Below are 13,963 nucleotides of genomic sequence, written 5' to 3'. Positions count from 1 at the left end.
GGGAAATGTTAATGAAATCAAATTTAAGAATTGCTATTCTCGGTGCAGGTATTGGTGGGGCGTCAGCTGCGGTTGCATTACGTCATGCAGGATTTAATGTCGACGTCTATGAGCAGGCAGCAGCTATAAAAGAGGTAGGTGCAGGTATCGGTTTGCGTCCGCCATCCATTCAGTATTTCGAAAAATGGGGACTTAAGGAAGAAATTGAGAGAGTAACCCATAAAAGCGTCCAAATAGAGATCCTTTCAGAACAAGCGGAAGTGTTACTAAAGGAGCAATGGCCTGCTTTAACAGATGACCCGAATGAAAAATGGGCGAGATTAATTCATCGCGCAGACTGTCTGGATACGCTTATTAATGCTATACCATCTGAATACATCCATCTGGATCACAAATGTAAAAATATTGTTCGTCATGGAAATTATGCAGAGATTGAGTTTGAAAACGGCCTCAAAGTGGAAGCCGATTTGGTTATTGGTGCAGATGGTATTCGTTCCCTTACCCGGAATCTATTTTTCAGTCAAGCTGAGCCTGTTTTCCACAGCTATCATGCCTATCGTGCTCTTGTTAATGAGGATGAAACATATGGCTTAGCTACTGGTGACACACTCCGAATTGTCGCAAATGATAAAGTCAATTTATATTTACTACCGTTACAATATCGGAAACAAGTTTCCGTCGATATTACCGTACCACACCATGATCGAACTGGTAGACCAAACGTGCCGAAAGAAGACATGCTTAATCAATTAAAGAACTTCCATCCTAACTTCCAGAAGATTGCCGAAGATATTAATCATTGGGATGTTCGTGCACTATATGATATCGATCCAGTCCAACAGTGGAGCAATGAATGCATCACTCTGCTAGGAGATGCTGCCCATTCGATGCTTCATAACCAAGGTCAAGGTGCAAATATGGCGATTCAAGATGCCGGGATATTGGCTGAATGTTTACTAGAAACTGATTCCGTTGCAGAGGCTTTGAAAAAGTATGAGGACCTAAGAAAGCCAGTTTGCCATTTATTCCAAAATTTATCTCGTCAGTTCCACAATGACAAGGAAGATACCTTTTTCCCAGAAAAAGAATTCTTTGAAAATAAGTAATCATAAAATCTCTTCTCAAAATAGATATCTGAAAATTAACTAGAATAGGAATATTCCGTCGCTTAATCAATCAAATAAGCGGCGGATTGAAATACGGAGGTTTCGCAAATGCCTGTACATCCAGAGATAAAAAAAATATTGGATTTCATTCCAAAATCCGAGTCTAAGCCAAAAATTATTCCGGAAGAACATAGAAAAATGTTTGATGCACCTGTTTTACCAGTTGAACAACGTGTACAAGTTTATTCTGTCGAAGAAAGAACAATTACGACTGCTGAAGCAGATATTCCAGTAAGAATTTACACACCAAAAGAAGCAGATTCTTATCCAATTCTTATGTATTTCCATGGCGGTGCCTTTATGTCTGGTACATTAGATAGTCATGATGAAGTGGTTCGCCCGATTTGTATGGAATCCGGCTATAAAGTAATTTCTGTGGGTTATCGACTCGCCCCAGAACATCCATTTCCTGCGGCATTAGTAGATTCCTATAATGTCACAAAATGGGCAACACAACATAAAGACGAATTAAAATGGGATGGGAAGAACCTCGCTATTGCAGGGGATAGTTCTGGCGGAAACTTAGTTGCTGCAGTTTCCCTAATGGCCCGTGATAAAAAGGAATTTACCATTTCAAAGCAAGTATTATTTTATCCATCCCTAGACCTCGACTTTAGTGAATTCCGTTACCCTTCATTAGTGGAAAACGGAAAAGGCTATTTCGTAGAGAGCGACCAATTAGCAGAAATTAATTCCTTCTATTTAATAGGGAATGTGGATACTAATAATCCGCTAGTTTCACCGATTCGAGAAAAGAATTTAGAAAAACTTCCAGCAGCTCTCGTCATTACAGCAGAATATGACCCATTTCGAGATGAAGGGGAACTATTTGCACAGAATTTACAAAAATGCGGTGTACATGCAGAAGTAAAAAGATATGAGGGTGCAACTCATGGCTTCTTAGGCAAATTCACTCATTTAGATGAATATAAAGACGTTTATAAACGAACAGCTGATTTTTTAAATTCAAAGTAAAGAATTTTGGAAACCCCATGCAAGTTGTGATTTAACTGTTCATTTCAGCAGCTAAATAGGCTTCCAGGGAAGTGATCATCACGGCTGTTCCGCAAGGCACTGCGTCTGGTCACTTCCGTTTTATATGTAGGCTAAAATTACTAGTATTTGTATCAGCCTAAAGGGGGTGATGGCTGGGGTTATTTTAACAGTGAAAATCCGTAACATAATGGATGGAAGGAAGTATTCTGCGATGAAAATTCCTAATATTCAGAACCTTACTTCTAAGACACCACATCAACGTATTTAAAAAAAACGATAACAATACGTGATTTAACGGAAGGGTGTTTTATTTCATGGAAAAGAAAAAGTTTTGGACGTATGAAAACAAGTTAGTACTAATCGTTTTCTTCACAATCGGTTTCGTATTCTTTGACCGTTTAGCGATTAACTATCTATTCCCAATGATTTCTGTAGATTTAGGACTAAACTACACGCAATTAGGATTACTTGGAGCAGCGCTTGCATTAACCTGGTCAGTATCGGGTCCACTAGGCGGATTCATTTCGGATAAGGTTAAAAGTAAGAAATCAATGTTAGCACTTTTAGTTTTGGCATTTTCCATTGTTTCATTAATGCATGGTTTAGCACAATCATTTGCGATGTTATTCGTACTTCGTCTATTAATGGGGATTGTAGAAGGTCCTCTGATTCCACAGACACAATCGATTTTAGCAATGGAATCTTCAGAGCGCCGTAAAGGATTTAACTTAGGATTTACGATGAACACAAGCAACGCATTATTCGGCAGCATTTTAGCTCCTGTAGTAATCGTTGCATTAGCAACAAATTTTGACTGGCATACTGCATTCTTTTTAACGATTATCCCTGGGATTATATTAAGCATAGTGAACTTTAAATCAGTAAAAAATCCTGATTCAGCGAAATTCCATTCTATGCATGCGATTAAATCGACTGAAAAAGTGAAAGTGAAAGATGTTCTTAAACACCGTAATATTTGGTTATCCATTGTTGTTTTCAGTCTAGTTATGACAACGCTTATGGCATTCCAAATTTTTGGGCCAACGTATTTAGTACAAGCCAAAGGTTTATCTGATACTACTATGAGTTTCGTAATGGCTTCCTTTGGGGTGGGATACGCGATCTTCGGTTTCTTAATACCGACTATTTCAGAGCGAACTGGTCGTAAACCAGCGTCCTTAGTTTCTGGCTTTTTATTAATTCTGATTCCGCTATCTATTGTTTTCGTGGATTCCATTCCATTAATGATGCTGCTTTTATTCATTGGTTCTGCTGGTTCAGGTGTCATTGGTATGTCGATGTCTGTTATTCCAGTTGAGTCTGTTCCATTACAATACTCAGGTCTCGCGATTGGATTAACCATTGGCATTGGTGAGTTAATCGGCGGATTCTTAAATCCGATGGTGAATGGTGCTTTAGCAGATATATATGGTATTCAAACACCATTATACGTTGCCGCTGCTGCTGGCGTTCTTGCATTCCTTTTAACGTTCTTATACAAAGAAACAGCACCATCTAAAGTTAAATTTAATCCAGAAAAAGATGTTAAAGCTAGTTTACAAGTATAATAGTAGAATTAAAGGGAGAGTAGAATAGATGACACGAAAACTTTTGTTCTTTGTTTTGTTAATTGTTATGGTAATAAGTGGCTGTGGTACAAAGGAATCAGCCTCTGCCGATAAAAAGCCACTAGAAAATAAAAATGGCAGCTCAGCTTTTGAAACAGTTCCTGCAGGTTTCCGAGTAGTGACAGTGGGTTCAGGCAACCCAAAAACGGAGGTTGGCCGAAGGGCTCCAAGTACACTGGTTCAATTTAAAGATAAATATTTCTTAGTTGACAGTGGTGAAAATACAACGAGTACACTATTAAAGATTGGTCTGCCTGCAGAAAAAATTACAAATATGTTGTTTACACATCAACATGTGGATCATAACGGCGGCTTTTGGAACTTTTTCATTGATGGCTGGCAGGGACCTACAGGAAGGCGTTCCCTTAATCTAGTAGGACCTCAAGTCTAAGAACTTTATGATACGACAGTAAATTTTTTTAAATCTGATTTAGAGTATCGTTCAGGATTGGGCTGGCCAAAGGATGGTATTTTTACCAATGTGAATATTAACGATTTTACAGGGGATAAATATCAGTTTGAACTCGATGGTGTAAAAATTACATCCATCCCTGTCCCGCATACTGTTCCAACCTATGCCTATCGTTTTGAGGCAAAGGGACAAAGTGTAGTGGTGTCAGGTGATTTAACCTATTCGAATGAATTTGCCAAGTTTGCAAAGAATACCGATATTCTAGTGATAGATGGTATGTTAGCGAGTGATTTTTATTTTGTACCCGAACAAGCGCGCGAAAGTTTAAAGAATGGGTTAAAGCAATCTCATGCTACATTAGAAGACCTTGCCAAAATGGCAGCAGAATCAAAGGCTAAAAAACTTGTTTTAACCCATATCGGTCTAGGTAAGGTTGATATACCGAGTATTTCAAAGGTGTTTTCAGCTGCAGGTTATAAAGGGGAAACTATTGCTGCTGAAGATGGACTTGTGATTAATCCATAAACCGAAACCGATTATTTCATGGTGAAACAACAAAGCCCGCCTCATCAAACGATGTGGGCTATGTTGTACTTTTCTTTTTGAGGCGGTGATAGAAGATGTTTAAAAAGAACAATATAGAGGTATATCCTGTTATGGTTCCTACTTCCAATAAATTAGAAAGTATTAACTTTTTCTTAGTTAAACATGAAAATTCCCTCCTTTTAATTGACGCTGGTTTGAACAATGATGAATGCTGGAACGCCTTACAAATGACTCTAAAGGATCATGATTATACACTGACTGATATAACAGCCATTTTACTAACACATAACCACATTGACCATATTGGTTTGGTCAACACCATTGTATCCACCCATTCCATTCCCGTATATGCCCATCCTTATGCTAAACTTATACTTAATAGAGACCCTCACTATATGAAATTGCGCGTAGAGTTTTTTAGAAAGCTATACCTAGAGATGGGATGCGGCAAGTTTGGTGAGACACAAGCAACTGATTTACGTAATCCTATTACAATTGGTGAAAATAAAAAAATTCATTGTGAAATTCAAGAAATCACTACTAACCAGCTTTTTGGTTTTGAAGTCCTTAAAATTCCAGGGCATGCTCCGGACCAAGTAGCCTTCTATAATAGAGAATGTAACTGGCTATTTGCTGGTGATTTATTGATTAAACATCTACCTAGCAATGCTATGGTTGAACCAAATATTGATGGGACCCGTACAAAATCATTGGCGCAACAAAAGCAGTCATTAGAAAAATGTTTGTCACTAAATGCAGATCTTGTTTTTTCCGGACATGCCAGTATCATAGAAAAACCTACAAACTTAATAAAAGAAAGAATAAAAGAAATCGATGAGAAAGCCAGCAAATACATACCTTTCATTCAATCCGGGATTTCAACTGCAAGCGGCATTGCCAAGTTATTATATAAAGATAAGTATGAAAAGAAATTTTTTAACACTATGTCTAAAATTATTGGATATCTCGATTATCTTGAAATACAAGGGAAAATTACGAAGGAAATAAAGAAAGGTATTTGGCATTATCATTGTTAAAAAGGGAGTTGATGAGGGAATCAGCTCCTATTTTTGTAAGGAAAAAGGTGTACAAAATGATTCCTTTTAAAACATGGTGCTAATTTAATGGACTTTAGCAACTCCATTATTTATTCTAGTAATAGAATTGACACAGTAAACGAATTTCTTGCGCGTTATGCATCTGGATGGAGGAGCTCGAAAATGGATACAAAATCGATGATGATTGACATAGCAAAAAAACTATTTCAACAAAAGGGATATATAGGGGTCGGTTTAACCGAGATCTTAAAGGCAGGGAATTTTTCAAAAGGGTCCCTTTATCATCATTTTCCTAATGGAAAAGAAGAATTACTTATTGCCTGTCTTCAGTCAATGAGTGAAGGGATGACCAATGATATCGAGGATATATTTGAACGTTATCCTACAACAAAGGAAGCCACGGCTGCCATGATTAACAAGTTAATCGCAAATTTTGAATCAGAAGGAACGATTTCTGCCTACACGTTTAGCTCTATTATTAGCGAAATGGCATTACTTAGTGACCCGGTCCGGAATGCCTGTTCAAACTTATACATAAAAATGCAAGGTATCTATATAAAAAAGCTGATAGCAGACGGCATTTCAGAGGAATCTGCTAAATCCATTGCTGTCATGATTACGGCTTCAATTGAAGGTGCAATTTTGCTCTGTTTAACACAAAAAACAAGTGAACCATTTAAAATTATCTTGGATGTTTTACCTACTCTTTTAAATTATAAATCTAAGCAATGAGGTGGGGAAGCCTTATGAATGTATCTTTTGAAAAACTAATAAAGCCTGCCACAAGCCATGTTGAATTGTTTAATCGCTGGGAAAACAATTCAGATTTAATTCCATTAATGCGTCCTAACCAAAGCAAGTCAGACCTGGAACGTCGGGAAAACGTAACCCTAGAACATCTAAATCAACGACTTGAACACCATCATATCTATTTAATTTATCTAGAAAACAAATTAATCGGTGAAATGAATTTTATGGTGGACCCGGGCCACATTTACAAAAAAGAGCCTGGAACTGCCTGGATAGGTATCACTATTGGTGAGCCAGAAGGCAGGGGAAAAGGGATTGGGTATAAGGCCATAAAATACTTAGAGGAAGAAATTAAGAAGCATGGCTTATACCGTGTTGAATTGGGGGTGTTTGAATTTAACACCCAAGCTCAAAACCTCTACCGGAAACTAGGATATCAGGAAATTGGTGTGATCGAAAATTTTACCTTTTGGCAAGATAGAATGTGGAAGGATATTCGGATGGAGAAATATTTAGGGAATAGTAACTAGCCAAATCGTTAGAAGTTCATGGAAAGATATTGTATGATGTTAGAGTATAAGACGAATACTTAACATATGGTTATTATTGGTTTTGTTTTTTATTTAAAGATTCTTGAAATAATCAGGAGGAAAAAAAGATGTTTAATGAAGAATATGAATTATTACTGAAAAAATCAACGGAGGTTGCTCCGGAATGGCTAAAAAGTGATATAGAAACTATTGTGAATAAAGCAGGGAAACATATGGGCGTGAGCTATGTCATTGCAGAGCTTCACGAAGGATATACATTTAACCTGAAACACATTATTTCAGCCATTAATTTTTCTGATGAATGGTCCAGAGTGGCGAAAGAACGTCTAAATTTTGTTGACAATAACATTGACGTTATTGTTGCAATCTATAATGAAATAAAACACAAACAATTATCCCAATGAGATAAAAAATTAGCTGCCATCAAGGCGGCTTTTTTTTTATGTAAGTTCTTAATGATTGAAACATAACAAGGTTTCCACTATAATTAAGTTAGGTTAAATATTTAGTTTTTTAAAATGTTAATCATAATTTATGATAAGTGGGGAAGGAGTTTGGGAGGATGAAGAATTCATTAGAAGAGGTATTACATTCTGAGCAAGAAGAAAAATCTTTTACGTACCACAAAAAGTCAGGTTATACAGGATTTATTTGGGTTATTGTGTTTGTAATGGTGGTAGAGTCAGTGGGAGTTTCATTTCTACTTTATAAATGGAGTGCAATCTTACACTGGGCTCATTTGATTTTATCGATCTCTGTAATACTATTTCTTCTCGTGGATTTACAAGCAGTTACCAAGAATCCTCTCCTGATAAAAAATAATCAACTTTCCTTAAAGATCGGCATTCGACCAAAGGTAGTGCTAAATATAAATGATATTAAAGAATTTAGGAATGGAAATCTCTACTATGATGAGGATAAAAAGAAGAAGGAAGTTCTTGACTTATCATTAATCGGATTAGACCAACCGACATTTGAACTAGTATTAGAAACTCCCATTCATACTAAACCATTGATTGGAAGAAGTAATTCGGTTTCTCGAATCTTCTTTAGTGTGGATGATAAAGAGGAATTTTTAAATTTGATAAGAAAAAGCAAGTAGCTGTGTTAACTTTCCAAAAAAGAAGTATCCGTTCTTTTGAACGAATACTTCTTTTTCTTATTCAAAATTAGACTAATATAAGTCTTAATGCCCCAATGAGTGCAAAACCTAAGATTAGTGTTTGGAAAACCTTTTGAGGAATGTGTGGGACAACTTTAATTCCAATAAATGCACCTATTAAAATAGTAGGAATTAACCACAAATTAAACGTGATAGAATCATAGGTTATTAACCCTAATGAAATATAAAATGGTACTTTAATTAAGTTAACACACATAAAGAACCAGGCGCCTGTCCCTACAAATTCCTTTTTCGGCAAGCCTTTCATTAATAAATAAACCGCCATTACACCGCCAGCAGCATTTCCGATCATCGTAGTAAAACCTGCTAAGATCCCCATTGTAACAGTGAACCACATAGATTTGGGTAACGCTTGATTAAACTTTTCCCCAAATCTTTCACGACTGATATGCAAGATAATCAGTGCTAACACGATTACACCTATTAAAGGTTTTAACTGATCACTGTTGATTTGATCAAGAACAAAATATCCAAAAATAATCCCCATTAATACCCATGGTATAAGAGAAATCAGATATTTCCAGACTACACTTCTACGATAAAAAATGACTGCAAATAGGTCACCAACAACTAGCATTGGCAAGAGGATTCCTATCGATTGCTTTGCAGGAAACACGTACATTAATATTGTCGCAACCAGTATGCCCATGCTAGATACACCGGTTTTAGTAAAACCAATAAAGACGGTACATAAAATAACAACTAGCCATTCTAGATATGAAAGTTCAAAAATGATGTCCACCCCAATTATTGTTTGATCCTGTACTTATTTTAGTACAGATTAGGTGTAAATTCTATATTTTTGTGCTAGTAATCTTTGCCTTAGATTAAAACGAATGTCTTATTATTTAAGATTTGCAGTATGATTCTTGGGTGCTGCAACTTGAGCTTTTTCCTTTAATAAAATAACGCCAATCAAGCCTATAAGTGAGAAGATGACTGGAGTAATGAAACCGAAATAATATCCATCAGCTATGCTGCCTGTGTCTGTCTGATAATGATCCAATATTTTTCCAAAGATACTTGGCAGCAATACGGCACTAAGAAATCCTCCCGTATTCGCAAACCCGGAGGCGATGCCAGATTCCATGATGGGAAACGATTGCCGAACGGCTGCAAAAGTTAAGGCATTTGCCCCATATGCAAGGCCGATAATGAAGAAAAGCACCATCAGTACGTACAATGGCGGGTTTCCCTTGTATACGAATAAGGCAGACCAACTCATCAAAAGAATGATATGTACAACAATATATGGACGTTTAATCATATCCAGCTTACTCGTTATCCAGCCGGATAAAGGAGCACTAATGAGTGCTGCGGAAAGTCCAAGCAAAATGAGTTGACTTGCGTCAGAACGAGTCATTCCATACATTGTCATTCCGTAAGGTACAGCCCATGAACCGATAAAACCTACAAACGTTCCCACAATCCCAAAGTGACACAGGAATAAAGCCCAGGCTTGCCGATTCGTAAATATTCTTCTAAGTAAAACCCTTGTTTTTTCACGTTGTTTTTCATTCTTTGTAAATAGCGATTGTTTTGGTTTTTTGACGAGTACAAAATAAAGGTAAATGCCGCAAAAAAAGATCAATAATCCTGCTGAAAAAAATGCTATTCTCCATCCATGGAGATCAATCCATAAAGAGAAAGGGATCGTTGCCAGAAGAAAACCAAGACTGCCCGTCATGGCGGTTACTCCGATTAATCGAGTAAATTCCTTTACACTAAACCAATGTCCCAAAATTAACACTAAATTAACCCAAATGGTTGCATCTCCTAACCCAGTCATGATTCTGGCAAAAAAGAGAATATATTCATGGGTGCCGAGACTGTAAATCATTGTCCCTAATCCGGTTAGAATGGCACCGATAATGAGAAAAAAATTTGGGCCAAAACGATCAGCCAGCATCCCCATTGGAATTTGCAGACCAGTGTACACAAAGAATTGGATACTTGTCAGTAACCCAATCGTTGTTGCAGTTACATTAAAATCTTTCATCACTTGGTCGGTAATTAATCCGGGTGCGGTTCTTTGACTCGATATTAATAAATAAGTAAATAAGACTGAAGCAAATACTACCCATCTAAACCTGCTATTTTGTTTTTCCAATGATTTATACTCCTGTTAGGTTTTTACCCTATATATATGAATTTCCATTAATGTCAGAACATTGACAATTTCTGTGTGATGTTATATATTTATAACATCATGTGAGAAATATATAACATTTTGTAAAAGGGGGTAGTTACATGTGTTAGAAACCAAAATTAGAGAATTTAGAGCAAAGAACAATATGAATCAGGAAACATTAGCTAGTTTGGTAGGGGTCAGAAGAGAAACCATTGGTCACCTTGAACGTGGAAATTATAATCCTTCGCTAAAATTAGCATGGGACATAGCCAAAATATTTAACGTTGCTATCGAAGAACTTTTTAATTACGTAGAGGAGGAATAGAAATGGATGAAAGAAGTCAAAACTTTATTGCCAGGGGGATGGCAATAACGCTAGGTATAGTGTATCTGTATCTTATCGTTTCGTGTATTTGGAAGTATATCAGTACGAAGGATATTACGAATAGTAAACTGGAAATAAACTTAATTGTCATGATACCTGTATTGATTGGATGGTTTGCACGAAAGGATGAAAGTTTAATGATTCCAAAAATGGTAACAGGAGAATTAATACCGACAGGATTTGATCACCAATCCAAGAAAAGAAGGAAGAGATATTATTTTTTGGATTCACTCGGTTTAGCAGTTGTGTTTTTAATCCTCACCATTATTGTTACTTTTTTAATTGAAAAAGAATGGCAGCATTTGCTCTTGTTCCCACAATGGGGTGAGCAGATAAACATTATTGTTACTCTCTCCATGGAATTTTTGATCAGTATTATTGTGTTTTATGCGATCAGTTACGTATGGGATGAATGGAATGTTAAAAGATACAATCGAAAACTAGATGCATTGGAGAATTACCATGAATAAATATGAACAAGAATTAATGAAAGTTACTCCAAAAGGTGCAATAATTTATGAACTTATCCAAGAAGATATCAATAGCCGCAGTGTACAAATCTTTGAGTTCCTAGGTGAGGGGATATTGGCGTTTGGAAAGGCTTTAAATCGATTGAAGAAGATGGATGCATTTTTTTTAGTAATTAACGATGAAAAATCTGAACTAGTGCAAATCCAAAGCAATTTAACAAAGATACAGCAGGATGTAACACGTGCAGTACAAGCAGCCTCAAATAAAAAATCTTTCGAATTTGAAGGGAAGAGATACAAACTTTATCGGAAGATTAGATGAGTCGGGTAATGCTAATTTCCTGTTTTTATAGGTCCCTTTTCTTTTCTAAAGCGAAACAAAATGGTTAGATTAATGAGAGGAAGAATATTTATGGCAAAACGATTTCCTATAATCGAAACAGAAAGATTAATTTTAAGAGAAGTAACGGTAGCAGATGCGAAGAATATGCTTACCTATTTATCGGATGATACGGTTATGAAACATATGGGGTTAGTCCCTTTTCAAACTGATGATGAGGTTTTGGATGAAATAAGCTGGTATCAATCTATATACAGAGAAGGTACAGGAATTAGATGGGGAATTACATTAAAGGATTCTAACGAAGTAATTGGAAGTTGTGGTTTTCTTAATATGCTATCCAAACATCACCGAGCTGATGTTGGCTATGAATTAAGCAAAGAGTATTGGGGGAAAGGGATAGCAAATGAAGCTTTGGCAGCTGTTGTTAAGTACGGCTTCCAACACTATCAGTTAGAAAGAATTCAGGCATTAATCGAACCAGATAATTTCCCATCACAGAAATTAGTAGAAAGACTAGGATTTAGAAAAGAGGGATTACTGCGGCATTATGAATTTACATGTGGCAAATTTGATGATTTAATTATGTACTCGTTCTTAAAAGGAGATTTGGATCTTATATAAAAAAACTAAATACATATCTATCAATGCATTACAATCAAAAAGAGCTAAGTAAATTTACTTAACTCTTTTTTTAGTCTTGAATTTGATTTATTTCTTTTTAAATTTACTGCCAGTACTCTTTGAACGAAGTTTTGTTATCATTTCATCCACTTTTTGTTGTTCAGAAAGGGTAGTTTCCTCATCCAATTTTATTGAAGTAATTGTTTCATTTTCGATGGTAAGGTCAAAATATGAGTTTTCAACGCTTCCTTCAGGGAGTTCTGCTGACGGAATAATAAATTCTTTTTTGAGGTCGTCCACTAAAATCACCGCAAATTGACGATCTTCAATTCTGTCTAAATAACCTTTCATTTTCCTAACCTCCTACACAAGCAAGTCCTTGGGATTTAATTTCTGCAATTCTTGCTGTCCCGATTCCGCTAATTCGTCCTAAATCATCAACCGACCTAAAAGGTCGTAAGTTAATTAACTCGTTCGCCCGTGCAGGACCTATATGAATGATTTCTTGTAGTTGTTCAATCTTTGCAGTATTGACGTCAATACATTGACCAACAATCGGCTGCATTTCTTCCATCTTAGCAGTATCTTTTGGTGTGTTTCCGCTGCTTGATGGGGTAATGGTTCCATCTTTTTTGGTTAAAACCTTATAGTCTTTTCCATCCGTTGTCACGAGAATTGTCCCGTGAACATCTGTGCCATAAAGCTGAATGTTAGAATTCTTTATGAGATTGACCACTTCTTCATGGGGGTGACCATAAGAATTGCCTTTGCCAGCGCTGTAAATGGCAACAGCCGGATTCACTTCATGGAGAAAAGTCGGGTGTGTAGAAGTAGATGATCCGTGATGACCAAGTTTTAAAATATCTGCTTTTACATCGATTCCGCTTTGAAGCATTTTTAATTCATCATCCGTGGTGGCATCCCCTGTAAAAACAAAGACAACCTCACCATAGGTTACTTTTAATGAAATTGATTCCTCATTATCATGTTCACTGATTGTTTTGGGATATAAAACATCCATCTTCAGTGGTCCAATTTCAAATTCTTCCCCCATTCTAGGTTCATGATAGTCAACTTGTTTGGAATCAATAGCAGTTAAAAGCCGTTGGAAGGTTTGTGAAGGATTCATGTTCCCTGATAACCAAACCTCGCCCACGTTAAAGGTGTTAATCACTTGATCCATCTGGCCAATATGATCGGCATCAGGATGGGTGCCAATGGCAATATCAATCTGTGATACATGTTGCGATTTAAGGTAATTTACCACTTCATCTCCTTTCCAATTACCTGCATCAATAATAATTGCGAAGTCCTCACCATCTTCTGAAAATTGAAGTAATGTAGAATCACCTTGGCCAACATCAATGTAATGGACCTTTAGCTCTGATAAGTCAGTGGGAGTGGCTTTGTTTTCTACATTACTCTGAGCTCCTTCTTTCTCCGCTGGAATAGATTTTTCTTCAACTGATTCTTTCCTATCTGAAACATCCGTTTTATTTGGGTTGACAGAATCTTGTCCACAACCACTAATGAGAATCATGGTAATAAACCAAAATAAAGCAAAAAGGTAACGTTTATGCATTCAAATCCCCCTTTTCCTTTCATAGCTTATCACAAATCAGTCATTTTCAGACAATTCTCGGTCTGAGATGAGTTTTAAACTGGTCATTAAGGAGAAGGAAGATTACTATTAGTTTAAGGCTAATCTAAGGAAGGAAGATAA

18 protein-coding genes are annotated in these 13,963 nt (G+C 36.5%); 14 read left to right on the top strand and 4 right to left on the bottom strand.

The window, feature by feature from the left end; translation table 11 throughout:
* Positions 1–11: 11 nt before the first annotated feature.
* The 10 genes from V7108_RS06805 to V7108_RS06765 all read left to right on the top strand — a co-directional run bounded on the left by V7108_RS06805 (position 12) and on the right by V7108_RS06765 (position 8,209).
* Entirely contained in the window at positions 12–1,106 is a 1,095-nt protein-coding gene (locus tag V7108_RS06805) for an FAD-dependent oxidoreductase (protein WP_335567681.1), read from the top strand.
* Positions 1,107–1,214: 108 nt separating this feature from the next.
* Positions 1,215–2,141, top strand: a complete 927-nt coding sequence (locus tag V7108_RS06800; RefSeq protein ID WP_335567680.1) for an alpha/beta hydrolase — start codon at positions 1,215–1,217, stop codon at positions 2,139–2,141.
* 335 nt (positions 2,142–2,476) lie between these two features.
* On the top strand, positions 2,477–3,730 hold the full coding sequence (locus tag V7108_RS06795) for an MFS transporter (RefSeq protein ID WP_335567679.1): 1,254 nt from the start codon (positions 2,477–2,479) through the stop codon (positions 3,728–3,730).
* 28 nt (positions 3,731–3,758) lie between these two features.
* Entirely contained in the window at positions 3,759–4,181 is a 423-nt protein-coding gene (locus tag V7108_RS26870; protein ID WP_420489165.1) for an MBL fold metallo-hydrolase, read from the top strand.
* A gap of 57 nt (positions 4,182–4,238) precedes the next feature.
* Positions 4,239–4,727: an MBL fold metallo-hydrolase gene (locus tag V7108_RS26865; RefSeq protein ID WP_420489164.1), complete on the top strand. Its 489-nt coding sequence runs from the start codon at positions 4,239–4,241 to the stop codon at positions 4,725–4,727.
* A gap of 95 nt (positions 4,728–4,822) precedes the next feature.
* Positions 4,823–5,785, top strand: coding sequence for an MBL fold metallo-hydrolase (locus tag V7108_RS06785; protein ID WP_335567678.1), 963 nt, complete (start codon positions 4,823–4,825; stop codon positions 5,783–5,785).
* Positions 5,786–5,968: 183 nt separating this feature from the next.
* Positions 5,969–6,538, top strand: coding sequence for a TetR/AcrR family transcriptional regulator (locus V7108_RS06780; RefSeq protein ID WP_335567677.1), 570 nt, complete (start codon positions 5,969–5,971; stop codon positions 6,536–6,538).
* Between the two features lie 14 nt (positions 6,539–6,552).
* Positions 6,553–7,086, top strand: a complete 534-nt coding sequence (locus tag V7108_RS06775; protein ID WP_335567676.1) for a GNAT family N-acetyltransferase — start codon at positions 6,553–6,555, stop codon at positions 7,084–7,086.
* Positions 7,087–7,214: 128 nt separating this feature from the next.
* The gene (locus tag V7108_RS06770) at positions 7,215–7,511 is read left to right on the top strand and encodes a hypothetical protein (protein ID WP_335567675.1); all 297 of its coding nucleotides are present in this window, start codon (positions 7,215–7,217) and stop codon (positions 7,509–7,511) included.
* Positions 7,512–7,669: 158 nt separating this feature from the next.
* Positions 7,670–8,209 carry a hypothetical protein gene (locus V7108_RS06765; RefSeq protein ID WP_335567674.1) on the top strand — a complete coding sequence of 180 codons (540 nt, stop codon included), beginning with the start codon at positions 7,670–7,672 and terminating at the stop codon, positions 8,207–8,209.
* A gap of 67 nt (positions 8,210–8,276) precedes the next feature.
* Here the strand turns inward: V7108_RS06765 and V7108_RS06760 are convergent, their stop codons facing one another.
* Together V7108_RS06760 and V7108_RS06755 are read right to left on the bottom strand one after the other, a co-directional pair.
* Positions 8,277–9,032: a sulfite exporter TauE/SafE family protein gene (locus V7108_RS06760; protein ID WP_335567673.1), complete on the bottom strand. Its 756-nt coding sequence runs from the start codon at positions 9,030–9,032 to the stop codon at positions 8,277–8,279.
* Positions 9,033–9,134: 102 nt separating this feature from the next.
* The gene (locus V7108_RS06755; protein ID WP_335567672.1) at positions 9,135–10,400 is read right to left on the bottom strand and encodes an MFS transporter; all 1,266 of its coding nucleotides are present in this window, start codon (positions 10,398–10,400) and stop codon (positions 9,135–9,137) included.
* A gap of 142 nt (positions 10,401–10,542) precedes the next feature.
* Here V7108_RS06755 and V7108_RS06750 point away from each other — a divergent pair, with 142 nt between their 5' ends.
* The 4 genes from V7108_RS06750 to V7108_RS06735 all read left to right on the top strand — a co-directional run bounded on the left by V7108_RS06750 (position 10,543) and on the right by V7108_RS06735 (position 12,240).
* Positions 10,543–10,746 carry a helix-turn-helix transcriptional regulator gene (locus tag V7108_RS06750; protein ID WP_335567671.1) on the top strand — a complete coding sequence of 68 codons (204 nt, stop codon included), beginning with the start codon at positions 10,543–10,545 and terminating at the stop codon, positions 10,744–10,746.
* Positions 10,747–10,748: 2 nt separating this feature from the next.
* Entirely contained in the window at positions 10,749–11,276 is a 528-nt protein-coding gene (locus V7108_RS06745) for a hypothetical protein (RefSeq protein ID WP_335567670.1), read from the top strand.
* Entirely contained in the window at positions 11,269–11,598 is a 330-nt protein-coding gene (locus V7108_RS06740; protein WP_335567669.1) for a hypothetical protein, read from the top strand. The genes V7108_RS06745 and V7108_RS06740 overlap by 8 nt, the downstream gene beginning before the upstream one ends.
* A 90-nt stretch (positions 11,599–11,688) precedes the next feature.
* Positions 11,689–12,240 (top strand): GNAT family N-acetyltransferase, encoded by a 552-nt coding sequence (locus tag V7108_RS06735; protein ID WP_335567668.1) that lies wholly within the window; start codon positions 11,689–11,691, stop codon positions 12,238–12,240.
* Between the two features lie 87 nt (positions 12,241–12,327).
* Here the strand turns inward: V7108_RS06735 and V7108_RS06730 are convergent, their stop codons facing one another.
* Together V7108_RS06730 and V7108_RS06725 are read right to left on the bottom strand one after the other, a co-directional pair.
* A complete protein-coding gene (locus V7108_RS06730) occupies positions 12,328–12,591 on the bottom strand; it encodes a DUF3006 family protein (RefSeq protein WP_335567667.1) in 264 nt (87 codons plus the stop codon).
* 4 nt (positions 12,592–12,595) lie between these two features.
* Entirely contained in the window at positions 12,596–13,822 is a 1,227-nt protein-coding gene (locus V7108_RS06725) for an MBL fold metallo-hydrolase (protein WP_335567666.1), read from the bottom strand.
* Between the last annotated feature and the right edge of the window lie 141 nt (positions 13,823–13,963).

The sequence above is a fragment of the Neobacillus vireti genome, assembly GCF_036962345.1.
Taxonomy (GTDB): Bacteria; Bacillota; Bacilli; order Bacillales; family Cytobacillaceae; genus Neobacillus; species Neobacillus vireti_A.
This window is presented reverse-complemented; position numbering and strand designations above follow the sequence as displayed.

Coding starts and splice junctions, on each gene's coding strand:
- V7108_RS06805 (WP_335567681.1), top strand. CDS start 12: ATGAAATCAAATTTAAGAATTGCTATTCTCGGTGCAGGTATTGGTGGG.
- V7108_RS06800 (WP_335567680.1), top strand. CDS start 1,215: ATGCCTGTACATCCAGAGATAAAAAAAATATTGGATTTCATTCCAAAA.
- V7108_RS06795 (WP_335567679.1), top strand. CDS start 2,477: ATGGAAAAGAAAAAGTTTTGGACGTATGAAAACAAGTTAGTACTAATC.
- V7108_RS26870 (WP_420489165.1), top strand. CDS start 3,759: ATGACACGAAAACTTTTGTTCTTTGTTTTGTTAATTGTTATGGTAATA.
- V7108_RS06785 (WP_335567678.1), top strand. CDS start 4,823: ATGTTTAAAAAGAACAATATAGAGGTATATCCTGTTATGGTTCCTACT.
- V7108_RS06780 (WP_335567677.1), top strand. CDS start 5,969: ATGGATACAAAATCGATGATGATTGACATAGCAAAAAAACTATTTCAA.
- V7108_RS06775 (WP_335567676.1), top strand. CDS start 6,553: ATGAATGTATCTTTTGAAAAACTAATAAAGCCTGCCACAAGCCATGTT.
- V7108_RS06770 (WP_335567675.1), top strand. CDS start 7,215: ATGTTTAATGAAGAATATGAATTATTACTGAAAAAATCAACGGAGGTT.
- V7108_RS06765 (WP_335567674.1), top strand. CDS start 7,670: ATGAAGAATTCATTAGAAGAGGTATTACATTCTGAGCAAGAAGAAAAA.
- V7108_RS06745 (WP_335567670.1), top strand. CDS start 10,749: ATGGATGAAAGAAGTCAAAACTTTATTGCCAGGGGGATGGCAATAACG.
- V7108_RS06740 (WP_335567669.1), top strand. CDS start 11,269: ATGAATAAATATGAACAAGAATTAATGAAAGTTACTCCAAAAGGTGCA.
- V7108_RS06735 (WP_335567668.1), top strand. CDS start 11,689: ATGGCAAAACGATTTCCTATAATCGAAACAGAAAGATTAATTTTAAGA.
- V7108_RS06730 (WP_335567667.1), bottom strand. CDS start 12,591: ATGAAAGGTTATTTAGACAGAATTGAAGATCGTCAATTTGCGGTGATT.
- V7108_RS06725 (WP_335567666.1), bottom strand. CDS start 13,822: ATGCATAAACGTTACCTTTTTGCTTTATTTTGGTTTATTACCATGATT.